Genomic DNA, 24,330 nt, shown 5'->3' with positions numbered 1-24,330 from the left:
TCTATCGCATGACAACCCGTATCAAAATCTGCGGCTTGGGCCGCCCCGCTGATGTGGCCGCCTGTGCGGCGGCAGGTGCGGCCTATGTGGGGTTCGTGTTCTTCGAAAAATCTCCTCGGCATCTGAGCTTGGACGCCGCACGCGCGCTTGCCACGGAGGTGCCGCTGGGCCTTGCCAAGGTGGCGCTGACCGTCAACGCGGATAATGCGGCGCTGGACGCTTTGCTGGATCAGGTGCCGCTGGACATGCTGCAACTTCATGGCTCGGAGACCCCTGAGCGTGTGGCAGAGGTGCGCGACCGTTTTGGCCTGCCGGTGATGAAAGCGGTCGGGATCGCCGATGAAGGCGATCTGGCGGTGCTGGAGGATTACATGCGTGTGGCTGACCAGATTTTGGTCGATGCCAAGCCGCCGAAGGGTGCTGATCTGCCGGGGGGCAACGGGTTGGCCTTTGACTGGCGTCTGATCGCGGGCCGTCGCTGGTCTGTTCCGTGGATGCTTGCTGGCGGGTTAACGCCAGACAACGTGGCGGAGGCGATCCGTCTGACGGGGGCCAAGCAGGTCGATGTGTCCTCTGGCGTGGAAAGCGCGCCAGGGGTGAAGGACGCGACCCTGATCAGGGATTTTTGCTTGGCAGCAAAGGCGGAATAAACTCGGTTTTTACCATTGCGGTGTCAGGATCGGCATATGATGCACGCTGTACCTCCGATGACGCCCGAAGTTTGGTTTCGGCACCTGTTCAAGGCCAAGGCCGCCCTCGATGGTGGCATTGTTCGCCGCAAGGTCCGCGATATGGAACGCATGGTCGGGCGAAGGCGGTTCTACGAAGAACTCGCCCGCCGTGGATACACAGCGGTTGAGAATGCAGGGCAAGTGGTGATTTTTTGTAATGCCGATCAGGTTTGGGTCACGTCAGGGCAGGTTCAAACACTCCAAGAGTGTTTGATGCCAAATCCTCGACGAGGATTTGGACACAGAGTTTCGACGAAACTCTGACGGCCTTGCGCTTTACCCCGACCGGATCACGGGCTACATCAACAGAGTTGCAACGGGAGTGTTCCAAAATGCCTGATGATCTGCTGAACAGCTACAAGACCGGCCCTGACGAAAAGGGCCGCTTTGGTGATTTTGGCGGGCGCTTTGTGTCCGAAACGCTGATGCCGCTGATCCTTGAACTGGAAGAGCAATACGAGCACGCCAAAACCGACAAATCGTTCTGGGACGAAATGGATTTCCTGTGGAAGCATTACGTGGGCCGCCCGTCGCCGATGTACCACGCCGAGCGCCTGTCCGAGCATTTGGGCGGCGCAAAGATCTACCTCAAGCGTGACGAGCTGAACCATACCGGTGCGCACAAGATCAACAACGTGCTGGGCCAGATCATCCTTGCCCGCCGCATGGGCAAAACCCGCATCATCGCGGAAACCGGTGCGGGCCAGCACGGCGTGGCCACCGCGACTGTTTGTGCCAAGTTCGGCCTGAAATGCGTCGTCTATATGGGCGCGCATGACGTGGAACGTCAGGCCCCCAACGTGTTCCGTATGCGCTTGCTGGGTGCCGAGGTGGTGTCTGTGACGTCCGGCCGCGGCACGCTGAAAGATGCGATGAACGACGCGATGCGCGACTGGGTGACCAACGTGCGCGACACGTTTTATTGCATCGGCACGGTCGCCGGCCCACATCCGTACCCTGCCATGGTCCGCGACTTCCAAGCCATCATCGGCAACGAAGCCAAAGTGCAGTTGATGGAGGCCGAAGGACGTCTGCCCGATACGTTGGTTGCTGCAATCGGTGGTGGCTCCAACGCGATGGGCCTGTTCTTTCCGTTTCTTGATGACAAGGACGTCGAGATCATTGGTGTCGAAGCTGGCGGTAAGGGCGTGAACGCCAAGATGGAGCATTGCGCGTCGCTCACGGGTGGCCGCCCCGGCGTGTTGCATGGCAACCGCACCTATCTGCTGCAAGACGATGACGGGCAAATCCTTGAAGGGTTCTCGATTTCCGCCGGTCTGGACTATCCGGGCATCGGGCCGGAGCATTCGTGGTTGCACGAGATTGGCCGCGCGCAATATGTGGCAATCACCGACAAGGAAGCGCTCGAAGCGTTCCAGCTGTGCTGTTCATTGGAAGGGATCATACCCGCACTTGAGCCATCCCACGCGCTGGCCCATGTGATGAAAATCGCGCCTGATCTGCCAAAGGATCATATCATCTGCATGAACATGTGCGGACGCGGCGACAAAGACATCTTCACCGTCGCCCGTGCGTTGGACTTCGAGATGGGCGAATTCGCCTAGCAGGCTTTCATATTGTCAGGAAAGAGGCGCACGTTGAGGCGCCTTTTTTGTGTGGTGCTCTCAGTTCGCGTCCAGCGCATTTTTAATGAGCGCCTTAAGTGGCACAACATCAAGCGCACGCTGGTGTGTGGACGCAAGCCGCACCTTTGGCGCGGCACCTTCGTCATCGGCTTGCAAGAACCGAGCAGCGCATAGGCACCATTGGTCACCGGGGTTCAATCCGGCGAAGCCGTGTTCCGGGCGCGGGGTGGACAGGTCGTTACCTAAGTATTTGGAGAAGGCGAGGAACTCAGCCGTCATGATCGCGCAGACCGTATGGCTGCCTTGATCCATCGGCCCCGTGTCGCAGCACCCGTTGCGGAAGAACCCGGTGACGGGATCGTGGGAGCAGCTTTGCAGCTCGTCGCCTAGCACGTTGAGAGATGGCTCGCGTTCCATGATCTAGCTCCAGTTGATCCAGCGCCCGTGAAAATCCGCACGTCCTAAGTCCAAGACTAACGCTCCGGGCCAAAGCCGCAAGGTCAGCTTGGCCCCCTCGCCGCCTGCGCCATTGTCGGATTCCATCGAGAACCAAGCTAGCGGGGCATCAGGCGTGGCATGATCTGCGGCGGCTTGAATAGCGGTTTCGCAGCGGGCTTGAACCGCGTCGGGAAAATACTGCCACGCGATGGTGTGGAACAGAAAATGCGTGCTGCCGGTATGGATTTGTGAGAGGCGTTCCTCCAACCAATCCGCCGCGTCGGCACGGTCTATCTGAGGGCGTGGCAAGGCGAGTGCTGCGTTGGTCAGTACGCGTCGCTCGGGCTGGTCCGCCCATAGGTAAGCGCGCAAACGCTGTGCATCTTCTGGCGCGGTCAGAGGGTTCAGGTCGACGCCGCGCCGATCTATGACAGTCAGCGGGACCGCAGGGGGTGGCGGGCCAGTCCAATCGGGCGTGAGGGTTAGTGCGGGGTCAAGCGCGCCGTAGCTTTGACCACCTATCTGCACGGCATAGCGATCAAACGTCAGGTTCAACCCTGCGCTCGCCCCTAGCTCCGACAAGGTCAGGGGCAGGCCGAAATGGTCAGCCACAACCAAGGCCGCGGGCAGGGCGGCAGCGCTGCGGCGGACCTCGTTGGTCTGCGGCGGGCTGTTGAGAAAGGCGTCGAGGAATTCTGCCTCCGCACTTAGAGTTTGGTTGATTGCGCCCCAAAGTTTCTCGTTGCTCACCTCATGGGGCGGATAGGCGCGGGCAAGCTCGCTATCGGGCGCGCGCAGGACATGAGCGTGTAAAGCACCCGCGAGGCGAAGCGGCACGGAATCACCGTGCGGGCTGAGGTCACCACGCCAGCTAAACAGGCGTTGAGTGAGTGGCGCATCTGGGTTCAGCCGATCCGCCAACAGCAAGAGAAGGCGCGCCATAAAGGGCGATCCAAGCGCCTTGCAATGGCTTGCTTGATCGCGAAGGGCATCGGGCAAGCTCATATCGCTGCCGCAATAGCACGGAACATGGCGACATTCTCGTCGTTTACACCGTCCTCTCGAAATTGGCGATCCGCGGCATTGGTGGCGATGACCACGCCCCGCGGGCGATTGATATAGATGTATTGACCATAGACCCCGCGGGCCATGAACTCGCCTTCATCCGCCCCTTTTGGCACCCACCATTGGAAGCCATAGCCGATGGCATCCTGCGCAGTGGGGGCGGTCGCTTGCGTCGAGGCATCCACCCAAGTCGCAGGCACGATCTGCTGTCCGTTGAGTTGTCCGCGTTGCAAGAACATCTGCCCCATGCGGGCATAGTCGCGGGTGATCATGTTCAGCCCGCCTAGCACGAAGGCCACACCGACGCCGTCGGTCAGATAGTAGGGCGGCACTTCCAAACCCATCGGGCCGATGATTTTTTCGCTCATGAGGTCAGGGATGGAGCGGCGCGTGGCCCCGCGAATGACCATCGACAGCACATGGGTGTCGATGGAGACGTATTTCCATGTCTGTCCCGGCGCCGCGAAGGTTTCCGCCAATCCCTCGGTAAACCCGTCCATCGTACCCCCAAGCGCCAGCACGCGGCCCATGCGGTTTATGTCGGACGACTTGTCGAGATAGTCTTCGTTGAAGGTCACGCCCGATGACATGTTCAGCACGTTGCGGATTGTGGCGTCATCATAGGCGGTGCCGACGAGGGTGGGAGCGTATTTGGTCACGGGATCGTCAATAGAGGCGATGGAGCCGTCGTCCAGCAGCACGCCCATCAGCGCCGACAGATAGCTTTTGGCGACGGACCACGAGATGCGGCGGTCGCTTGCTTCGGTGCCTTTATAGTAGCTCTCATGGACGATCTGGCTGTCCTTGACGACGACTAGTGCGGTCACGTCGCGTGCCTCGACCCAGTCTTGGGTCCGCGCGGGCAGAGTGGCATCAGGGCCTTTGGGCAACGGAGTTGGAGCGGCGTCGGGCAAGGTGAGTTCCGTCCAGAGGAACGCCTTGTTCATGTTTGAGAAGTTGTCGACGATCTTCTCGGGCGCGAAGAGGGAGTTGACCGCCATGAGGCGCGTCAGTTCTTCGCGCTTCCAGAGGCCCGCGAGAACCGCAACCACCACTAACAGCGCGACAAGGCGCAGGGCCCATTTCATGATCAGTCGCATGGGGCGGTCTCCGTTGGTCTCAGGTTAGCTGAAGCGATCCATCAATTTTTGCAGCGGATTGCGGATGTCTTCGGGTTCTGGCGTCGGGTCTGCTTTGGCCGTCGGTTTCGGTTTGGTGGTCGAGGAGCGGGCAGGGGCGACCCGCAGCCCAACCGCGTTGAGAAATTTTGCAGTGTCCCCTTCCGCCAGATAGGGCGCACCGTCCGAGACACCGCGCAGCACGTCATCAAGCCAGTCTTGTTCCGCCTTGGCGAAGTCGTTCAGCACGTAGGACGGCACCTTGTCCTTATGGCCGGGATGGCCCACGCCAAGGCGCACGCGGTCGTAATGCGGCCCGATATGCTGGTGGATGGAACGCAGCCCGTTATGCCCCGCATGGCCGCCACCCGATTTGCACTTGGTCTTGGCGGGGGCAAGGTCGATCTCGTCATGGAAGACGGTGATGTCGGTGCTGTCGAGCTTGTAGAATCGCATCGCCTCGCCCACCGACTGGCCGGACAGGTTCATGAAGGTGGCGGGCTTGAGCATCATCACCTTCTCGTGGCCAAGACGGCCTTCGGTGATCTGGCCTTGGAACTTGGATTTCCACGGCGCAAAGCCGTGGTCCTGCGCAATGCGGTCCACGGCCATGAAGCCGATGTTGTGCCGGTTCTGGCTATATTTTGCGCCCGGATTGCCGAGACCTACGAAGAGTTTCATCTGGGTGTTTTATCCCGTCCGTGTGCGGGGGGCCAGAGGGGGCAGAATTTTGGGGCGTAGCAATTTGATTGGACAGATCATTGGTTGCTCTTGATAAAGGCGTTCTGGTTACAATCGGCGGTTGGAATTTTTGGGCAGTCAAGTGTCCGCTTTGCGGATTTGGCAATCATTCGGTTTCCAGCCGGTATTTTAGGAAGGCTGATCCATCATATTCTATCTCGCCGACAAGCGTTGCCCCAAGTCTCTCAAGTGCACCAAAGTTTTTTCGTGACAGGGGTAGCAGGAAAGTTATGAAGGGGATGCGTTCATCAGCAATGGCGAATTCAATTGCTTTTCTTGAGATGCGTGTGCCTAGTCCAAAAGAGTTTGGCTTGAGAACTAAGCCGAAGTCCCACTCGTTTCCCTCCTTTTGAAAACCACCCCACCCGACATATTTACTGTTTAGCAATATGGCCCAATGGCCAAGTCCGTCGCGGCTCCAGCGCTCCTCTTTGGTGGCGACAAACTTAGCCACGGCGGCTTCATCCCATTCGAAAGTCAGAAGAGGCATATGCTCCGCAACACGAGGGTCGGACATATGAGCCATGATTTTGGTCGGATCAATCTTCGGCAATCGGGTGAATGTAATCTCGTGCTTCAAGTGGGTTTTCCATCTACGTGAGTTTAGCCGTTCCCAAACGTAAAGGCTTGTTTCCAAACAACATCAGAAAACCCGCGCAGAGTCGACATCAACTCTATTTGAACGTCTAAGAGGTGCTCGAAGCGGAAATTCCCTAAATTGGCGCCAGTATATGCTTGGGGAGTTAGGAACTATGCTCCGTTAAAGGTGGGCTGCCTACAAGCTTGAACAAAAACGAAAAACGCGCGGCCCGTGAAGGCCGCGCGTTCTGGGATCGTTGCTCGAAGCGGGAGAAGATTACTCTTCTTCAGTCTCGTCAATTGTTGGTACTTCTGCGCCTTCTTCTGTCGCTTCTTCTTCGTCCTCGTCATCACCTGCGGATTTCAGGCTGGACGGAGCGGACAGCGTTGCGATCACGAAGTCACGGTCGATAGTAGCTTTTGCGCCTTCTGGCAGCGTCACCGAGGAGATGGTGATGCTATCGCCGACTTCGGCCTCGGAGACGTCGATGGTGATGCTCTCGGGGATATCGCCCGCGGTGACCATCAGCTCAACTTCCGGACGCACGAGCGTCAGTGTGCCGCCTTTTTTCAGGCCAGGAGAGACGTCTTCGCCCACAACATCAACGTGAATGAACAGGTTGATTTTGGTGGTGCGACGCAAGCGCATGAAGTCGATATGCGTCGGCAGGTCTTTGACCAGATCGCGCTGCACATTCCGGCAGATGACGCGGACGTCGTCTTGGCCTTCGATTTTCATGTTCTGCAGCGTCGACATGTAACGGCCTGCGCGCAGTTGCTTCAACAGCGAGTTGAACGGGATCTGGATGGGTTGCGGATCTTCACCACCACCATACACGATACCTGGCACCATGCCGTTACGGCGTGCTGCGCGAGCGGCCCCCTTGCCCGTCCCCGCGCGTGCCTCGACTTCAAGATCAGGGATCTTACCAGCCATGACTATATTCCTTTTCAAAGTTAGTGCGGCTGCCTCCAAGGGTGTCGGGCCGCGTGAAGAGTGCCGTATAGGAGGGAATCGCCTGCTTGGAAAGGGGTTTTGCGTGCTTTTGGATTGCCAGTCCGCAGACGTAGCGCTAGCGCTAGGCACATGTCCGTATTGAACGCCCTTCGCCTGTCACACATACCCGCCTTGGCCTTTGCCATTCTTGGCCTCTACTGGGGCAGCTTTGCCGCCTTCGTGCCGCTCTTGAAAGAGCGTGTCGGTGCGGGGGATGCCCTGTTCGGCTTGCTGCTATTGGGCACCGCGTGCGGGCTGGCCACGACCATGTGGTTCGCCCCGATGGTGGACCGATGGCTGGGGCGCTGGTCCATGGGGCTAAGCACCCTGTCGCTATCGGCAGCCTTCTTGTTGCCGGGGGTCGTGACCAGCCCGACGGGCTTCTTTGTGGCGATGTTTGCCTGCGGGCTTGCCTCCGGCCTGACCGACGTGATCATGAACGCCCGCGTGTCCGATCTGGAGGCGCAATCGGGGCGATCCTTGATGAACGCCAACCACGGATCGTTCTCGCTGGCCTATGCCGTCGGGGCGTTCGCCACAGGATTAGCCCGAGAGGCGGCAGTGCAGCCCGGCGTATTGTTTGCGGTTTTGGCGCTTGGTGTTTTGCTGCTCGTGCGCAGGCTTCGGATGGAGCCCGCAGCAACGTCTGACGACTCCGCACCGGCATCCCTGCCTTGGGGCATCGTGATCCTATGCGGCGCGGTGGTGCTGATCGCCTTCATGTCGGAGGCCGCTGTCGAGACATGGTCCGCCTTGCATGTCGAACGCACTTTGGGCGGAGGCGCGGCAGAAGGCGCGTTGGGGCCAACGATGCTGGGGCTGACCATGGCCGTTGGTCGCTTTGGCGGGCAGGCCGTCAGCGAACGGTTGAGCGACACCAGCGTGATTTTATGGGCCACGATGCTGGCGGTGGCAGGCACGGTTCTGGTGGTGATCGCCCCCGTGCCATTGGTCGCCTATCTGGGCTTCGGCACAATGGGCTTGGGCATATCTGTGATCGGCCCGCTTGGCCTCGCATTGGTGGGCCGCTTGGTTCCGGCCTCGCTGCGCACGGTCGCAATCTCGCGCACGGCGGTGCTGGGGTTCTTGGGCTTCTTTGCTGCCCCCACCATCATGGGTTTCGTGTCCGAGGGCTACGGGTTGCGCGCCGCCTTTGCGGCGGTCGCGCTGTTGCTGTTGTTGCTTTTGCCGCTGGTTTTTGCGCTGCGTAAACGCGGCGCTTAAGCCCAGTCGCCGTAGAAGTCGCGCGGCACCAGCAGGTTGTGCTTGCCAAGGTCCTGCACCTTTTTCTCGCCGCACAGAGCCATCGTGACGTCGAGTTCCTTGTGGATGACGCGCAAGGCTTCCTCGACCCCGTGCTGACCCATCGCACCCAAACCATAAACGAACGCACGCCCGATATAGGTGCCTGTCGCGCCCATGGCCAAAGCCTTCAGCACGTCTTGGCCGGAGCGGATACCGCTGTCCAGATGCACCTCGATCTTGTCGCCCACGGCGTCCATGATCGACGGCAACGCCTTGATCGACGACATCGCGCCGTCCAACTGCCGCCCGCCGTGGTTCGAGACCACGATTGCGTCGGCGCCGACGTTCAACGCCATTTTGGCGTCGTCAGCGTCCAGAATACCTTTGAGGATCAGCGGGCCGCCCCACAGATCCTTGATCTCTTTGACATAGTCCCAGTCCAACTGTGGATCGAAGCTTTCCGCCGCCCAGACGGACAGGGAACTCATGTCGCTGATCCCGTCGATATGGCCGATGATGTTACCGAAGCTGCGCCGTTTGGTTTGCAGCATCTGCAAACCCCACCGCCATTTTGTGGCAAGGTCCAGCAACGTATGTGGCGACAGTTTGATCGGCACCGTCAGGCCGTTTTTGATGTCTTTGTGGCGCTGCCCCAGAATTTGCAGGTCCAGCGTCAGCACCAAGGCAGAGCATCCGGCGTCTTTGGCCCGCTGGATGGCACGTTTTGTGAACTCGCGGTCGCGCATCACGTAGAGTTGGAACCAGAACGGCTTGGTCGTGTTCTCCGCCACGTCTTCAAGCGAGCAGACGGACATGGTGGAAAGCGTGAACGGCACGCCGAATTTCTCGGCGGCCTTGGCGGCGAGGATTTCACCGTCCGCATGCTGCATGCCGGTGGAGCCGACAGGGGCGAGCGCCACAGGCATTGCCACGTCCTGCCCGATCATCTTGCTGGCAGTGCTGCGGCCCGTCATATCAACCGCCACCCGCTGGCGCAGTTTGATTAGATCGAAGTCCGAGGAGTTCTCGCGGAAGGTCTGCTCGGTCCAACTGCCGCTTTCGCAATAATCGTAGAACATTTTCGGCGTGCGCCGCTTATACATGCGTTTCAGGTCTTCGATTTCAGTGATCTTAGCCATTTCCCAGCCCTTACCGTCCAAATTGGTTAAGTCTTGTTACCAATTCGGGGTGTTTCGAGTCAATGCGACGTTTCCAACTTGATTGATACGATGTCGAACTATATATGATGCGATATCGTACTAGATGGAGATTTGACATGACCTTGACCCGACGCAAGACCCTCGCACTTCTCGGTGGCGGCACGCTTCTTGCTGCCACTGCTGCATCAGCAGGCTTCGTGGTGACACGCACGCCGCATAAGGCGCTGGCCCCATGGGACCAAGCCGGACAACCTTCGGACCCACGACTTTGGGCGCTGTCCTATGGGTTGCTTGCCCCGAACCCGCATAACCGCCAGCCGTGGGTGATCGACCTTCAGGGGGAGGACAAATTCACCGTTTGGCGGGACCCCGAACGCGATTTGCCGGTGACCGACCCGTTTGCGCGACAATTGACCATCGGGATGGGGTGCTTTCTGGAACTGACCCGTATGGCCGCAAGTGAACTGGGGCTAGCGTTGGAAATGAATCTGTTTCCCGAGGGCGATGAGGGGCCGGTCGCGAATTGCACACTGACCGGGGGAGGCCAAAGTGACCCCCTGTTTGCGCATGTGCTTGAGCGACGCAGCCACAAAGACGCGTTCGAGCCGACACAGGTGACCAAGGCGGCGAGCATGCCGTTGGCACCTTTTGGGCAAGTATATCTTGGCGGCACGGAGGCGGATCGTCTCCGCGAGATTGCAGTGGAGGCGTGGATGATCGAAGCCAGCACACCTGCGGCGTGGCAGGAAAGCATTGATCTGTTGCGCATTGGAAAGGTGGAGATCAACGCGCAACCAGACGGAATTGATGCAGGCGGGCCGTTCCTCGAAGGTCTGGCGCTGGCGGGGTTGTTCTCTCGCGAGGCGGCAGCAGATCTGGAGAACCCCGGCACACAAGGAGCGATTGAGGACACCCGCACGGCAATCCTTGGGGCACCGGCATTTGTGGTACAGACCAGCACAGGCAACAGCCGGATCGACCAGATCGAGACAGGGGCGCGATGGCTACGCCTCAATCTGGCGGCCACGGGTGCGGGGCTGGCGTTGCGGCCCGTCAGTCAGGCCTTGCAGGAATATCCAGAGATGGCGGGGCCTTTCGAGGCGATCCAAAGCGAATTTTCGCAACCGGGCGAAACGGTTCAAATGCTCGGACTACTAGGATACGGTGCGAAAACGCCACGCACCCCGCGTTGGCCGTTGGAGACCCGCCTGCGCAATGCCTGATACCGCCAATTCTGTTTACTTCCAGCTGTTCAAAGAGATCGGCATCCTTGAGCAACTCAGCCGCGCCTTTTTGGAGGCGCGGCTGCCGGACGGGCTGATTGCACCGCATTTCGGCGTGCTCAACCATTTGATTTCAGTGGGCGACGGGTCCACGCCGGTGGAACTGGCGCGGACATTTCAAGTGCCCAAGACGTCCATGACGCATACCTTGGCAGGTTTGGAAAAGCACGGATTGGTGGAAATGCGGCCCAACCCGGCGGACGGGCGATCAAAGAAAGTTTGGTTGAAACCTGAAGGGCGAAAAATGAGAGACGCCACGATAGCAGCACTTGGCCCGGAGTTCGAAGGTATTGCAACCGCCGTCAGCCTTGGGGAGGTGGAGCAGGTTCTGCCAATCCTCACCAAGCTCCGCGTCTTCCTGGACAACGCGCGGAACTGACGTCAGGCCCGATGCGCCCCGTCGGCCAGTGACTTGACGAAGGTCAGCACGTCCCGCGCGCTGTCGCCATTGGCGATTTTCTGCACGATGGCGGAGCCTACGACTGTGCCGTCGGCGACGCTCGCGACGGCCTGCGCGGTCTCGGGCGTCTTGACGCCGAAGCCTACGATCACGGGCAGGTTGGTGCTTTCCTTGATCCGCGCGACCTCGGGGGCCACGTCGGTGGCGCTGGCCTCGGCCGCACCTGTGATACCGGTGATCGAGACGTAATAGACGAAGCCGGAAGTGTTTTGCAGGACCTTGGGCAGGCGCTTGGCGTCTGTCGTGGGGGTTGCCAGACGGATGAAGTTCAGACCTGCCGCTTGGGCGGGAATGCACAGCTCCTCGTCCTCCTCGGGGGGCAGGTCCACGATGATCAGGCCGTCGATGCCGACGTCCTTGGCGTCTTTCAGAAACCGCTCGACGCCGCGCGAATAGATCGGGTTGTAGTAGCCCATCATGACGATTGGCGTGGTGTCATCGGTGGCTCGGAAGTCGCGGACGAATTGCAGGAATTTCTCCAGCGTCATGCCAGCTTCAAGGGCACGTTGGCCTGCCAGCTGGATGGTCTCGCCGTCAGCCATGGGATCGGTGAAGGGCAGGCCCAGCTCGATGATGTCGACACCTGCGGCGGGCAGGCCCTTGACGATCTCCAGCGCGCGGGTCGCGTCAGGGTCGCCAGCCATCACATAGGTGACAAATGCCTTTTTGCCCTCGGCCTTCAGCCGCGCGAATGTGTCGTCGATGCGTGTCATGTGCCGTCCCCTGACTTATAGCTCACAGCGGTTTGCACCATGATGCAGGGGGAAATCAACGGGCTTGGGCATTTATTCTGCATAGGAATGGGGCCAATCACAAATCGGCGTTTGTATAAGGTGGGGAGAAGATGCTTGCTTGAGGCTACCCCAACCGGAGGACTCGTGATGAACGTGCAAAGACTGGCCGCCTTTTCCGAAGCTGGCGCAGGTGGCAATCCCGCCGGAGTAGTGCTGCTGGATACGCTTCCACCAGAGGCAGACATGCAGCGTGTCGCCGCCGAAGTCGGCTATTCCGAAACGGTGTTTTCCGCCCCTGATGGCGACGCATGGCGGACGCGCTACTTTGCCCCCGAAGCCGAAGTGCCGTTTTGCGGCCATGCGACGATTGCACTGGGCGCGGCCTTGATGAAGGCGCATGGGGCGGGGGAGTACCGGCTTATTCTGAACGACGGGGACATTTCGGTGACGGCCTCCGCAACTGGTGAAATCGCCTTGGTGTCGCCACCGACATCGTATGAGAACGCGACCGACGAGATGGTCCAAGAGGCGCTTGCATTGTTCGGCTGGAACCGAAGCGTGCTCAGCGACACCTATCGCCCGGCCATTACCTTTGCCGGCGAGGCCAAGTTCCTAGCGCTTCCTTTGGCGCGGCACGAAGACCTGCGCAGCATGGCCTATGACCAAGCCGAAGGGGCGGCGTTCATGCGGGCCAACGGATTTATCACATTGCCATTGTTTTGGTTCGAGCGTGCAGACCTGATGCACGCCCGCAACCCGTTCGCAGGCCACGGGGTCTATGAGGATCCGGCGACCGGTGCCTCGGCTTCGGCAGTCGCGGGGTATCTGCGGGATGCCTATGGGGTGACCCAGCCTTACGAGGTGCTGCAAGGCGTCGACATGGGCGTGCCAAGCCGCCTGCATGTGGCGGCACAATCGGAGACGGGGGCACCGATCCGCGTGGCGGGCAGGACGCGACCGATCACCGGCTAACAGCCATATATGCTTGACCCGCCCCGCGCCCGGCCCCTACATGCGCCCGAACCGGAGCTAGGAGAGTGTCATGGGTTTCAAGATGGGTATTGTCGGGCTGCCGAACGTAGGTAAGTCCACGCTGTTCAACGCGCTGACCCGCACGGCGGCGGCGCAAGCGGCGAACTTTCCGTTTTGCACCATCGAGCCCAATGTGGGCGAGGTCGCTGTGCCGGATGCCCGGCTGGATACTTTGGCCGAGATTGCAGGCTCCAAGGCGATCATCCCGACCCGCATGACCTTTGTCGATATCGCCGGTCTGGTGAAGGGCGCGTCCAAGGGGGAGGGGTTGGGCAACCAGTTTTTGGCGAACATCCGCGAGACCGACGCAATCGCTCATGTGCTGCGCTGCTTTGAAGATGGCGACGTGACCCATGTGGAAGGCCGCGTGGATCCGGTCGCGGATGCCGAAGTTATCGAGACCGAGTTGATGCTGGCCGACATGGAAAGCATCGAGAAACGTCTGGTCAATATCGTGCGCAAAGTCCGGGGTGGCGACAAGGAGGCGGTCCAGCAGGAACGCCTGATGAAAGCCGCCATGGAGGCGTTGGAAAACGGCAAGCCTGCGCGGACTGTTGAGGTTGATGCCGACGATGTAAAGCAGTGGAAAATGCTGCAATTACTGACGTCTAAGCCTATTTTATATGTGTGCAACGTGGACGAAGGGTCGTCTGCGTCGGGCAATGAATTCTCCGAGAAAGTCGCTGTGATGGCGGCGGAGCAGGGGGCTGCGCATGTGGTGATCTCGGCCCAGATCGAGGAAGAGATTTCGCAGCTGGAGGCCGATGAGGCGGAGATGTTCCTGACTGAAATGGGCCTGGAAGAAGCGGGTCTGGATCGTTTGATTAGAGCGGGTTACGAGCTGCTGCATCTGGAGACATATTTTACCGTTGGCCCCAAGGAAGCACGGGCCTGGACGATCAAGCACGGCACGCTGGCGCCTCAGGCGGCGGGGGTTATCCACGGCGATTTCGAGAAGGGCTTCATCCGCGCCGAAACGATTGCCTATGACGATTTCGTCAGTTTGGGCGGGGAACAGCCTGCCAAAGAAGCTGGCAAGATGCGGGCCGAGGGCAAGGCCTACACGGTCAAAGACGGCGACGTTTTGCACTTCTTGTTTAACAAGTAGGGCGCATTTTTTCGGCGCTTGCGAGTCGGGGGCTGGGCGTCAGGTTAACAAGGGCTTCGAGGCCAAATCGGATGTCTGCAATGCGTCGGCAACGTGTCGGCAAAGCGTATGGCACCGGTCTGCGGTTCCGCGGGGGTTAACGCGGCGCACGCTAAGGAGTGGTTAAGAGCGGCGGGATTGGATGGCGTCGAGGATTTGGTCGGTCATCATGATGTATCGGCTGGCTTGCGCCTCCACGAAAATCTCCCGAGCGACGTCAGCGAAACTTGCCGCGCGATCAAGATGGGCCGGATCGTTGGTTTTGCCGAAGTAGGCCCCTTCAACAGCTGCAAGGTTGAGCTGCGTGATGGCCCAGTCCAGCGGGGTGCGGTCGCGGGTGTATTCCTTGAGGGCTTCGGTATAGGCGGTGACGGCTTGGTCAAGACGTGCTGTGGCGTTCTCGCGCTCCCCGAGGGCTAAGAATACGGTTCCGAGGTTCAAGTGTGTCATTGCCCATTGCATCGGCACGCCGTTGCGGGTGAATTCCTTGAGCGCCTGACTATACGCCGTGACGGCCTGCAAAAGGCGGGCTGTACCGTTCTCGCGCTCTCCAAGTTTTGTCAGCGCATTGCCGAGGTTCATTTGCGTCATGGCCCAGTCCAGTGGCGTGCGGTCTCTGGAGTGTTCCTTCAGTATTTCTGTGTAGGCAGTGACGGCTTGCTCTAGGCGGTCGGAGCCAATGTCGCGTTCTCCCAGCCTTGCCAGCGTGTTTCCGAGGTTTCCTTGTATTTTGGCCCAGTCCATCGGGGTGCGGTCTCGCGAGATTTCCTTGAAGGCTTGGATGAAGGCGGTGAAGGCTTGTTCAAGGCGGTTCTTGCCGCTTTCGCGCTCTCCAAGCCTACCCAAAGCCAAGCCAAGATCATTCCATGCATTCCCGCGTTCATTTGGGGTTGTGGCGCGAGCGAGGACCAAATTGGCGAGGTCGATGGCAAGCATGCTGTCGAGGTTGCTGCCCTTGTCGCGCCCGATCTCGTAATAGTGGTCTTGCAGGGCACTGAGCGTTTCAAATTCCGCCACCCCGCCTGCCTCCATATCCGCCTTGCGCACCAACAGGGCTGCGGCTTTGGCAGTGTCACGATCCAGCAGAGCGACCTCTACGCCGCTTTCCAGAAGACGGATAACCTGCGCCTCGGCTTGCTCCAAGGCCTCATCAATCGCGGCCCCTGCGGCGGTATAGTCACCGTCCTTCGCTAGCTCCGCCACGCGGGCCAGCACGGTGTCGACGAAATTGCCGTGGTTGGATTGCACCTGCCCCTCTGCCTGCACGCGCACGGCGATGTCCATGGCGTTTTGCAATTCCAGCCATGCTTGGCCAATGTCGTCCGTGTCCGCAGCGATGCGCTGGGCGAGGCGGATGATGGCCTTTTCGGTGATGCCTTCGTCGCGCAACGAACCGGCCCGCCCCGATTGATCCGAGCGCTTCAGGAGTTCCGCAAGCATCGCCTCTTTCTGATCGGAGGGGACGCATAGAGGGGTCGCGACGGCGGTGATAATTGCGGTGTAGTCGTTCAAGGCGGTGTCCGATTTATGCGCAGGGTCGGTAGCGGTGGCTTCGACGAGCGCGCGCATGTTTGCTGCAATCACTGTGGGACTCATGCTGCCCGTGGCCAATTCCTCTTCGGACGGCGGGAAGTGCGCAAACATCTGTACCGCGATCTTGCGCCGATCCCCTTGCAGGTTGTTCTGTGCGAGTGCCGCGTCAAACGCGTCCGCCATGTCCTTCGCCATGTTACGGGTCGTTGTGTCCGCCTTCTTGAACAGAGCCACACCGGATAACGCCGCCGCGATTGCGCCCGCCGCGCCCCCGGTCAGGGTCAGGTCAGCGGCGGTTGCCAAGGCCGCGCAGCAGGTCGCAATGTTCGCGCCGTGGAGCGTTTTCTCAAACATTTGATTAGCCTCTGAGGTCTCTAGATTCACTCGCGTTGGCAATATCTTAACCCAAGGCGGGTTAGCTATAGTTGCAAAAGAGTATCCGATGACTTGGAAGATTCAACCGGTGCAGTCGTCGTCGGGAGGGAAAATTTCCGGCGGTTTCCCATGATGCGTTTCCTGCTGCGTCCTTACGTTCGGAGCAAAGGAGATCTGCCATGTCTGACGTGCAAATGCTTGAGTCTGCTGACCGCCCCTGTGATTTGCTGTGGCAGCTCACAGGGGCGCGGTCCGGGCCGACGCTGTTGGTGACCGGAGACCTTGATGTGTTGGCACCGATTGTGGAGCGTCTGCAGATGTTGCCGTCGCTAGTCTATTTGCGCGGCACCCTGATGGTTGGCAGCTCTGACGTCACGGTTGAGGCAGACGAGGTGATGGCCCTGCGCAGTGGCGCTCCGTCAGAGGTCTATTGGTCTATCCTTGCCCGAACGGCCGAGCTTGGGATGATCTCCGGTCGCGGCATCCCTGCGAACCTGATAGCGGCCTGAAAGGGTGTTGGTTGTGGGTGCAGCGGGTGGCGTGTTCTGATCGGGCGTTTGCCCGTGGAGCATTGAATAATCGTTGATAAACCGAGTGACCTGAACCGATTGCGCAACTTCTCACATTTTCGGTTGCCGCCCTGTCGAGCTATCGCTAAACGGGTCGGCGGAGACGTGGCCGAGTGGTCGAAGGCGCTCCCCTGCTAAGGGAGTAGGCCCGGAAGGGTCTCGAGGGTTCGAATCCCTTCGTCTCCGCCACCATACATTTTTGGTCGCTTTGATTGGGTCGCCTTGGGCGGCCCTTTTGCTTTGTTTTATTGGATTTTTTGTGACTTTACGGTTTTCCTCGATTTCTTTCGATAGTGCTCGTATGCTTTTCTGGAGTGGTATGGAATGTGGTATTTTAGATGGCGGCGCTGGGCGGCAAGCTTACGAAGAAGTTGGTAGAGAACCTTGGACCGGGTCGGCATGGCGACGGGAACGGGTTGTATCTGGTCGTTGATCCATCCGGTGCGCGGCGCTGGATTGTTCGCGTGGTTGTCAAAGGTCAAAAGAACAAGAAGGGTGCTCCCTTGCGGACCGACTTTGGGTTGGGCGGGGCAGATATCGTCACAATCAATCAAGCCCGAGACCGCGCTCTAGAATACCGGCGCATGGCGAAGCAAGGTCTGAACCCGAGATTCACCGCCACCCGCGAGATCCCGACTTTCGAGGAGGTCGCGCAGCAGGTTCATATCGAACGTATGCCGACTTGGAAGAACCCCAAGCATGGGCAGCAATGGATCAACACCTTGCGTGACTATGCCTTTCCCAAGATCGGGCGCATGCCAATCGATAGTATCGGCCAGCCGGAGGTTCTGATGTGCTTGTCGCCGATCTGGACCGAGAAGCACGAAACTGCGCGTCGGTTGTCTCAGCGTATCAAGATCGTATTGGACGTGGCTAGATCGAAAGGGTTTCGTTCAGGTGAGAACCCAGTGACGGCAATCAAGGACGCGCAGGTTTTACCGAGGGTATCCGCGAAGCCAAAACATCACAAAGCGGTTCGTTGGCAAAACATGCCAGGGCTGTTTGAGGTGCTGAGCACGCGCGACGGCATGGCTGCAAAGGCGCTGATGTTTACTGCGCTGTCTGCAGCTCGCACCACTGAGGTGCTTGAGATGCGTTGGGACGAGTTGGATGTTGAAGCGCGTCTGTGGACCTGTCCTGCGGAGCGCATGAAGACGGGGGTCGAGCATCGCGTTCCTCTGACATCCCCAATGCACTCCATTGTCGAAGACTTGCGCGCGATGAACTCCGAGTTCGTGTTTGAAGGGCAGAAGCGGAATAGGCCGTTATCGAATATGTCGATGCTGATGTTGCTGCGCCGAGTAACGAAAGGGGACGCGACGGTGCACGGGCTGCGCTCAACGTTTCGCGACTGGGCGTCCGAAGTCGCCAACGCGCCGCGAGAGGTGGCAGAGATGTGCTTGGCGCACAGGGTCGGATCGGACGTCGAGAGGGCATACGCGCGGTCTGATCTATTGGATAAACGGCGAGCGCTTATGGAGAGGTGGTCCGAATTTATCACCAGTGACCAGAATGCGGGCAAACAACCATGTTAACAATCCCTATTAATCAGCCAGAGCTGCTCTCAATTGACCTCATTCGAGTGGCGCTAAGCGAAGAGACCCAAGGCGCGAGGTTAAAAGCCGTCAAAGCAGTTAAACATGACATCGTGGCGATGCGGCTGGCACTGCTCAATGATAGGTATGGTCCTGACTGGACACTTGAGCCAGGAAACGCAGATCTCGTAAGGTGGATCGCGGATAGCGCTGCTGAGCGACACGAAGCGGTTCACGAGTTCTCCGAGGTGAAGACGCGATATGAGGCAAAGCATGAGAAGAAACTCAACGTCGCTGAACACACCGGCAAACTGATCTGGCATTCCATACAAGATGGAAAATTTGAGGGTGTGCAAACACCTAATGGGATATTGCAGCAGGTCCAGGATGCAGGGAGAGAAGGAAATATCAGGGGCGCGAAAGATAAGGACGTCATTCGGAAGAATTGGAGTACCTACCGAGGCGTAGCTCACATTGGGATGGCCATTGATTTCTGTGAGAGCAATCCCACTCGGAAAAAAGACATTCTGAAAATTGCTGAGCAAGTTCGTCGCAGTCTTAGCCAAAACTGTCCCAAGGGTATCTCAAAACCCTATGTTGATCCGAATAATCAGATTTCTTTAGTATATATATCAACACTTTCGGGTCCCCGATTTCGAAATCGGGGACTGCCCTTCGGAGTAAGCTAACGGCACTCACTCGTTGCAATTGAAGGCAGCGAAAGGAACACCCAGAGTGCCCGGTCTTTTTGAAAACAACCGAAACTACGTCCTCGGCGACCCCGAGCTTGATCTGATCGGTGACCGCGACAAGCTCGCACAGTGGCGTCACAAAAACATGGGCCCTGCCTTCTACAAACTCGGGCGGAAGGTCATCTACCGTGGGGTGGATTTGAACGCGTGGGCCGAGGCTTGCCGGGTTGACCCGAACGCGAACGACGTAATTTAATGTCCACGCGTTTTCCAATCCCGATACACCTGCAGGACTTGAATGGTGCCCTGTCCGTAGTCTCGAACCATCGCCCATCACTTGACTGTGGCTTGGGCTAATCATGTCTATCAGGCAAAAAGTCGAGCAGTTGAGTCTGTTCGAAGCTGTCGCAACGAGCTCTGAACCGAGACAATGTTCTCGAATCCAGCCTCCTACGCCCTGTTCTCATTGTGCCGAGCAATATTTGTCAGACCATCAGGTCGCCGCGCGCTTTGATATCTCGAAAGCCACTGTGTGGCGTTGGCACACAAACAATCCAGATTTTCCCCGGCGGATCAAATTGAGCCCTGGAACATCGCGCTGGAAGTTAAGCGAGCTGGTTAGGTTCGAGGTGAAAATGCAAGCCCTGGATGGTGCCTGATGAGCAGATCCTACAAAGGCGTTACCCTCAAAAAGCACAGAGTGTATTCTGTCCAGCAGTTGATCGCAGCATATTCAGTCACCGCAAATACGGTATCAAACTGGGTTGGAGAAGGCTTGAGGACGTCGGATCACCAAAGGCCGTATCTGTTTCGAGGTGAGGCAGTTCAAGAGTTCCACAGAGAAAAACGTAAACGGGTACAAAGCAATTTTCGCCCTGGAGAGTTTCAGTGCCGCATATGCCAGACCGCCGTGTTTCCTCGGACCGAAACGGTCGTAGATTGCGTCGCAAAAAACGGTAAGCATATGTACTCTGCCGAGTGTCCAAAATGCCTTTCTAAGCTTAAAAAGATATCAGCTGAGACTGATCGAGACTTGGTCGAGGATTGTCGCAATCCAAATACTCCCACGGACTGCCTACACGAAGGAAATACCTTAGTTCGTGGGGGTATTTGGATGTCCGAGGAAAAAGATGTCCCAGTTTTTCACGCCAAGAACGATAGGATCATCCATCAATGGCAAACCTACGCCGGCAGCTACAGCGAGAAGACGATTGATAAGCACCTCGCGGCAATACGGTTTTTTGAGGATTATCTAGAGGGAAAGCCCTTTGCCAAGCTCATGATAAATGATTTTTCGGCGGTGCGCGACGAGTTGAAAAGGCGTGCAGCGGTAAAGGCGACAGACAGTATGTCGGCGTCGACGATCAAGCATACTGTCTCGCATCTCGGCACATTTTTCGATTGGCTGTTGAAGCAGGATGGCTACAGACGCTTGCCAAGAGATTTTGCAGGTTATCTCAAACTGCCAAAGGCAGTCGTGGCGCGATCTGCGCAAGTTAAGCAGAGAAAATTTCCCAGTCTTCTTGAGGCCGAAAAGCTCCTGAACGCTATGCCATCCAAGTCTCTGGTCGACTTACGCGCTCGCGCGCTTTTTGCTTTGGCCTTTCTGGGCGCGTTGAGAGCAGACACGTTGGTATCGCTTCAGATTAAGCACTTTGACATACAACGGAGGCGGATCTTGCAAGATGCCAGGGTCGTGCGCGCTAAAGCAGGCAAGAGCCTTGCCATTATTTGGTTCCAGATCCCCAAAGTTTTTGAGGATGTCGTTGTCGGATGGGTTGATGTACTTCAAGGCTTGGGCTTTTCAGAAGACGATGCTCTTTTCCCCGACTCCAAATATTTGAAGCATCGCATTGACGTGAATGATGGCAAAGCTGCAACCGTTCCGGTCATGTCCACGACGCAAGCCGTAACCGAAGCGTTCGCCATCGCCTGCCATAATAGCGATACTAAATACACGCCGCATGCTGCCAAGCACACCATCGGTGCGGAACGCGATATACGCTCGCTCACGCACGAAGAACGCAAAGCGTGGTCGCTCAACATGGGACACGAAAGCGAGAGGACCACAGAACGCCACTACGGTACGATGTCAGATGGTCGGCGTTTTGAGGTACTGGAGAGCATTGGCATCAAGAAAACGATCGATCCCCGAAATTTGTCAGAATCTGAAAAAGCGAAGATCTTCGACGGCATACTCGAGGCGATGGGTGACAATGCGTAGCGACTCTGTAGCACAATTCATTTGTCGGACATGGCTCCCTTTCCCAGGCGGATTCATCCTATGGTTTTCGTGACGGGGATGCCGAGGGTGGTGCAACCATTTAGGATTGCGATACGCACTTGAAACCGTTCAGTGCCTCGTCTCCCTTTGCACCATGGCGGACACTGGAAGAGCTTCGCGAAGCTGCGGCGCAGCTTAAAGAACGCGCACGTTGGTCAATCGCGCAGAATTTTAGCTGCCAAGGTCTGCAATGCGGGACTTTCCCGACATTCGTTTTTCCCACTTCGCAGACGCAGCATTTACTCGCGCGTGCGGTATACTTGTCACCGCCAAGCGGCACGGGTCTCCAAAGCGGCCGTTCAATCTAGATCTTATAGGCCAAATCCAAATTTTACTTCAGTTGCGCAATGCTGGAACCAACGAGACGCTGATCATGCCAACGGATGCAATATCGGCTCTCGGCTTTCAGCGGCTTTTGATAATAAAAATAGAATCCAATTGCGACTTTGCCAAACCGAACATTGTAGGGTTGCGCTGCTTCGGATGGCTCGATGATCTACTGCCCGCACGAACCATCCTTTTGAGAGTTGTAACAACCTTATGATAAACTCCGACCATTCCGGCGGCTGTCGGGAATGAAAAACTCGCTTCTGGCCAGCTGAGGCTTTGCAGATCTAAACGATGTGTCTGTCTATTGTTTGGTCCGTGTCTTAAGATCTCTGAATAGCCAGCCGCGCTGTCACGCCCGTTGCGGAATCTTCGAACGTCAGCTGGCCACCATGCAATTTTGCAATGGTCGCTACAATTGTCAGGCCAAGTCCGTGGCCATCTATCGTTGCCGTGTTCTCACCACGTTGAAACGGAGCCAAAAGCTTTTCAATCTCGGCGGCTGAACTTTCTGAGCCTTCATCTTCGATGAGGATCGTCGCGGACTGCGCGTTTGCTTCCAGCGAAACGGTAGCGCGGCGGCCGTATTTCAGCGCGTTTTCGATCAGGTTTGTGATGGCCCGTTCAAGCGAAACGGGGCGGCCATAAACCACAGTGTCACGATCATTGGACACCACGCCGTAGCCTTGGCGCGACATGAAGATGGATTTCCCACCCTGTAAAACGACGTCTTTGGCTTTGCGCAATGTCACCGGGCGGCCCACATCCTGGTAATTGGCGACAATGGCGTCCAACAGTGACGTCAACGACAGGTTCCGCGGTTCTTCGGCGCCCATTTCCACATGGGTATAGGTCAGCACGCTTTCGATGATACCTGTCATGCTGTCGATGTCGGTTTCAAATTTTTGGCGCAAGTCGGTGTCTTGGATCAACGCAGCGCGCAAGCGCAGCCGTGTGGCAGGTGTGCCAAGGTCGTGGCTTACACCCGATAAGACAGCGGCACGGCCAGCCAATTGTTCGCGTTCAACTTCCAGATAGCTGTTAACGGCTGTTATGATTTCTTGCAGTTCTTGCGGGCCAGTCGGATCATAACGGGTGGGGCCACCGACGCGTCTACGATTGCTCAGCTGTTCCGCGAAGGACGAGAATGAAACGGGCAAATTCAACGCGACGGTCATGAGAATGCCTGTTGCGACCACCGCCAAAAGTGCTGCGAGTATGCGGCGATCAGGGGGGGCAGCCGCGCAGCCCCAAACGGCGTTGCCGTCTATTTCAACCCAGTCGGCATCACCCATGCGGGCCACGACAAACGGATCGTTACAGAACGTGGCCAGTTTTCGGGTGATCGCGCCCATGGTTTCTGCCGCCGTTTGTCCGTCACGGTGCGGCAGATCCGCAAGACCATAGGTGAGATCAGGGGAAAGGATCGCCATCGTGACAGAGGCACCCGTGATCTGATTGGCAACATCGGGCAAGATTGGGACAATCGTGATCCGCGAGGCAGCCGGAGCCCCGGCAATTTGGCGGAATGATCCGTTTGTTGCATGGACCTGATCGTCGGTGGGAAGGGGGGTGAGCTTTATGCCAGCAGGCGGGGCGGTTCCGTTTTGCAGTGCGTAATACAAAGTCACGCCAGCATCGTAGGACGCCGTGCCATATGCGCGCCAATCGGACGTGGATTTTTCCCACATCCAAACCGTGCCACCACCCATAAAAAGCGCCGCAAGAACCAATATGGCCCCAATCATGCGCAGGCTGTTTAGCGGGTTTCTCACGTATCTGATACCGCAACATCCGCAGCGAAAACATACCCAACCCCGCGTTCCGTTTTTAGAATTTTGGGCTCCTTCGGGTTCGTTTCGATCTTATTGCGCAAACGCCCCACCAAAACATCAATCGCGCGACCTGTCGCCTCACTCGGAGGCTGGCCTTCGCCTGTGACGTCTAGGTTGGCCGCAATTTCCTCGCGGGTGAGAGGGATGTGCGGGTTGGCGAGCAACACTTGCAATAATGCGGTTTCACGGTGCGACAGGGCGACTTGCACCTTTGTAGGCGACAAGACCTCGCTGGTTTTTGCGTCATAGGTCCAGCCGTGAAACTGAAAGGTTTTTGTGTTCCGACGGTGCACTAAGGACGCCGACCGTCGCGTGCGCGATAGCACCGCTTTGACCCGCGCCAACAACAATTCAGGATTAAACGGTTTGGCAATGTAGTCGTCCGCGCCAACCGCATACCCCTCCATACGTTGGTGATCGGCAGACAAGGCAGACACCATAATGATCGGCACGTCCTGCTCGCGGCGCAGATGCTTGCAAATCTCTAAACCGTTCTCGTCGCCTAACATGACGTCCAGTAACACCAGATCGACACGGCCACCGTCGATGTGGCGGCGCACCTCCGCTTCGTTTGCCGCAGGCAGGGCAATAGACCCGTTCTGTTGCAAGAACTGCGTCATCATTGCGCGCATTTCTACATCGTCATCGACAACCAAGATGCGTGGAATCGCCATGTCTGTTTCCCCCTTTGCCAGCCGCCCGAGCAGCGATGACCCTATCCTTACGTAACATTGTGCAACAAAATCGAGCCTTGCGTAACAAGTTGTAACGGCTTGCCCAGATTAATGCATGATGAGGGCGAAAGGCCGTTAGTCAGCCGTTGCATGGCTTATGTCGCCGCACCAATGTCGCCGCACCAAGCCC

The 24,330-nt window shown here is 57.9% G+C and carries 24 protein-coding genes and 1 tRNA gene; 13 read left to right on the top strand and 12 right to left on the bottom strand.

The features are described 5' to 3' along the window. The first annotated feature begins 8 nt into the window (after positions 1-8). On the top strand, positions 9-650 hold the full coding sequence (locus BCF46_RS08720) for a phosphoribosylanthranilate isomerase (RefSeq protein WP_121023365.1): 642 nt from the start codon (positions 9-11) through the stop codon (positions 648-650). A gap of 9 nt (positions 651-659) precedes the next feature. On the opposite strand, the gene BCF46_RS20170 is transcribed toward BCF46_RS08720, so the two are convergent. Further along, positions 660-872, bottom strand: a complete 213-nt coding sequence (locus BCF46_RS20170; RefSeq protein WP_170157901.1) for a hypothetical protein — start codon at positions 870-872, stop codon at positions 660-662. 191 nt (positions 873-1,063) lie between these two features. On the opposite strand from BCF46_RS20170, the gene trpB reads away from it, so the two are divergent. Beyond that, positions 1,064-2,296 (top strand): tryptophan synthase subunit beta, encoded by a 1,233-nt coding sequence (gene trpB, locus BCF46_RS08710; RefSeq protein ID WP_121023363.1) that lies wholly within the window; start codon positions 1,064-1,066, stop codon positions 2,294-2,296. 60 nt (positions 2,297-2,356) lie between these two features. Here trpB and BCF46_RS08705 read toward each other — a convergent pair whose 3' ends face one another. From BCF46_RS08705 to BCF46_RS08680, 6 genes are all read right to left on the bottom strand, one after another. Further along, complete coding sequence (locus tag BCF46_RS08705; protein WP_121023361.1) at positions 2,357-2,734, bottom strand: DUF2237 family protein; 378 nt, start codon at positions 2,732-2,734, stop codon at positions 2,357-2,359. Between the two features lie 3 nt (positions 2,735-2,737). Continuing rightward, a complete protein-coding gene (locus BCF46_RS08700; RefSeq protein WP_121023360.1) occupies positions 2,738-3,760 on the bottom strand; it encodes a DUF2332 domain-containing protein in 1,023 nt (340 codons plus the stop codon). Then, the gene (locus tag BCF46_RS08695) at positions 3,757-4,920 is read right to left on the bottom strand and encodes a serine hydrolase domain-containing protein (protein ID WP_121023359.1); all 1,164 of its coding nucleotides are present in this window, start codon (positions 4,918-4,920) and stop codon (positions 3,757-3,759) included. The genes BCF46_RS08700 and BCF46_RS08695 overlap by 4 nt, the downstream gene beginning before the upstream one ends. Positions 4,921-4,944: 24 nt before the next feature. Further along, positions 4,945-5,619, bottom strand: coding sequence for an aminoacyl-tRNA hydrolase (pth, locus tag BCF46_RS08690; protein WP_121023358.1), 675 nt, complete (start codon positions 5,617-5,619; stop codon positions 4,945-4,947). A 166-nt stretch (positions 5,620-5,785) separates the two neighbouring features. Continuing rightward, positions 5,786-6,205, bottom strand: a complete 420-nt coding sequence (locus tag BCF46_RS08685; RefSeq protein ID WP_121024458.1) for a GNAT family N-acetyltransferase — start codon at positions 6,203-6,205, stop codon at positions 5,786-5,788. Positions 6,206-6,535: 330 nt separating this feature from the next. Further along, on the bottom strand, positions 6,536-7,195 hold the full coding sequence (locus BCF46_RS08680; protein ID WP_121023357.1) for a 50S ribosomal protein L25/general stress protein Ctc: 660 nt from the start codon (positions 7,193-7,195) through the stop codon (positions 6,536-6,538). A 150-nt stretch (positions 7,196-7,345) separates the two neighbouring features. Here BCF46_RS08680 and BCF46_RS08675 point away from each other — a divergent pair, with 150 nt between their 5' ends. Continuing rightward, positions 7,346-8,479 (top strand): MFS transporter, encoded by a 1,134-nt coding sequence (locus tag BCF46_RS08675; protein ID WP_121023356.1) that lies wholly within the window; start codon positions 7,346-7,348, stop codon positions 8,477-8,479. Here the strand turns inward: BCF46_RS08675 and BCF46_RS08670 are convergent. Continuing rightward, positions 8,476-9,639, bottom strand: a complete 1,164-nt coding sequence (locus BCF46_RS08670) for an alpha-hydroxy acid oxidase (protein ID WP_121023355.1) — start codon at positions 9,637-9,639, stop codon at positions 8,476-8,478. The genes BCF46_RS08675 and BCF46_RS08670 overlap by 4 nt on opposite strands. Before the next feature lie 137 nt (positions 9,640-9,776). Between BCF46_RS08670 and BCF46_RS08665 the strand changes: the two genes are divergently transcribed. After that, positions 9,777-10,883 carry an Acg family FMN-binding oxidoreductase gene (locus BCF46_RS08665; RefSeq protein WP_245989931.1) on the top strand — a complete coding sequence of 369 codons (1,107 nt, stop codon included), beginning with the start codon at positions 9,777-9,779 and terminating at the stop codon, positions 10,881-10,883. Further along, positions 10,876-11,322, top strand: coding sequence for a MarR family winged helix-turn-helix transcriptional regulator (locus tag BCF46_RS08660; RefSeq protein ID WP_121023354.1), 447 nt, complete (start codon positions 10,876-10,878; stop codon positions 11,320-11,322). Before BCF46_RS08665 ends, BCF46_RS08660 begins: the two co-directional genes overlap by 8 nt. Positions 11,323-11,324: 2 nt before the next feature. Here the strand turns inward: BCF46_RS08660 and trpA are convergent, their stop codons facing one another. Then, a complete protein-coding gene (gene trpA / locus BCF46_RS08655) occupies positions 11,325-12,116 on the bottom strand; it encodes a tryptophan synthase subunit alpha (protein ID WP_121023353.1) in 792 nt (263 codons plus the stop codon). A 168-nt stretch (positions 12,117-12,284) separates the two neighbouring features. Here trpA and BCF46_RS08650 point away from each other — a divergent pair, with 168 nt between their 5' ends. Both BCF46_RS08650 and ychF read left to right on the top strand, forming a co-directional pair. Then, a complete protein-coding gene (locus tag BCF46_RS08650; RefSeq protein WP_121023352.1) occupies positions 12,285-13,109 on the top strand; it encodes a PhzF family phenazine biosynthesis protein in 825 nt (274 codons plus the stop codon). A 70-nt stretch (positions 13,110-13,179) separates the two neighbouring features. Then, complete coding sequence (ychF, locus tag BCF46_RS08645) at positions 13,180-14,277, top strand: redox-regulated ATPase YchF (protein WP_121023351.1); 1,098 nt, start codon at positions 13,180-13,182, stop codon at positions 14,275-14,277. Positions 14,278-14,439: 162 nt separating this feature from the next. On the opposite strand, the gene BCF46_RS08640 is transcribed toward ychF, so the two are convergent. Beyond that, on the bottom strand, positions 14,440-16,203 hold the full coding sequence (locus tag BCF46_RS08640) for a tetratricopeptide repeat protein (protein WP_121023350.1): 1,764 nt from the start codon (positions 16,201-16,203) through the stop codon (positions 14,440-14,442). 200 nt (positions 16,204-16,403) lie between these two features. On the opposite strand from BCF46_RS08640, the gene BCF46_RS08635 reads away from it, so the two are divergent. The 6 genes from BCF46_RS08635 (at position 16,404) to BCF46_RS08605 (ending at position 21,244) form a co-directional block, all read left to right on the top strand. Then, entirely contained in the window at positions 16,404-16,733 is a 330-nt protein-coding gene (locus BCF46_RS08635; protein ID WP_121023349.1) for a hypothetical protein, read from the top strand. Between the two features lie 159 nt (positions 16,734-16,892). After that, a tRNA-Ser gene (locus BCF46_RS08630) sits at positions 16,893-16,982 on the top strand. A gap of 149 nt (positions 16,983-17,131) precedes the next feature. Further along, positions 17,132-18,328 (top strand): tyrosine-type recombinase/integrase, encoded by a 1,197-nt coding sequence (locus BCF46_RS08625; protein ID WP_121023348.1) that lies wholly within the window; start codon positions 17,132-17,134, stop codon positions 18,326-18,328. Next, the gene (locus BCF46_RS08620; RefSeq protein ID WP_121023347.1) at positions 18,322-19,017 is read left to right on the top strand and encodes a hypothetical protein; all 696 of its coding nucleotides are present in this window, start codon (positions 18,322-18,324) and stop codon (positions 19,015-19,017) included. The genes BCF46_RS08625 and BCF46_RS08620 overlap by 7 nt, the downstream gene beginning before the upstream one ends. 46 nt (positions 19,018-19,063) lie before the next feature. Further along, positions 19,064-19,276 carry a MerR family transcriptional regulator gene (locus tag BCF46_RS08615; protein ID WP_121023346.1) on the top strand — a complete coding sequence of 71 codons (213 nt, stop codon included), beginning with the start codon at positions 19,064-19,066 and terminating at the stop codon, positions 19,274-19,276. A gap of 858 nt (positions 19,277-20,134) precedes the next feature. Further along, a complete protein-coding gene (locus tag BCF46_RS08605) occupies positions 20,135-21,244 on the top strand; it encodes a tyrosine-type recombinase/integrase (protein WP_121023344.1) in 1,110 nt (369 codons plus the stop codon). Between the two features lie 710 nt (positions 21,245-21,954). On the opposite strand, the gene BCF46_RS08595 is transcribed toward BCF46_RS08605, so the two are convergent. Both BCF46_RS08595 and BCF46_RS08590 read right to left on the bottom strand, forming a co-directional pair. Next, a complete protein-coding gene (locus tag BCF46_RS08595) occupies positions 21,955-23,406 on the bottom strand; it encodes a sensor histidine kinase (RefSeq protein WP_245989927.1) in 1,452 nt (483 codons plus the stop codon). Beyond that, positions 23,403-24,140, bottom strand: a complete 738-nt coding sequence (locus tag BCF46_RS08590) for a response regulator (protein WP_121023342.1) — start codon at positions 24,138-24,140, stop codon at positions 23,403-23,405. Before BCF46_RS08590 ends, BCF46_RS08595 begins: the two co-directional genes overlap by 4 nt. Positions 24,141-24,330: the final 190 nt, after the last annotated feature.

Origin of the sequence: Litoreibacter meonggei (assembly GCF_003663885.1) — a bacterium.
In the GTDB taxonomy this organism is placed as follows: Bacteria; Pseudomonadota; Alphaproteobacteria; order Rhodobacterales; family Rhodobacteraceae; genus Litoreibacter; species Litoreibacter meonggei.
Note: the sequence above shows the minus strand (reverse complement) of the source record. Positions and strands in the feature narration are given on the sequence as shown.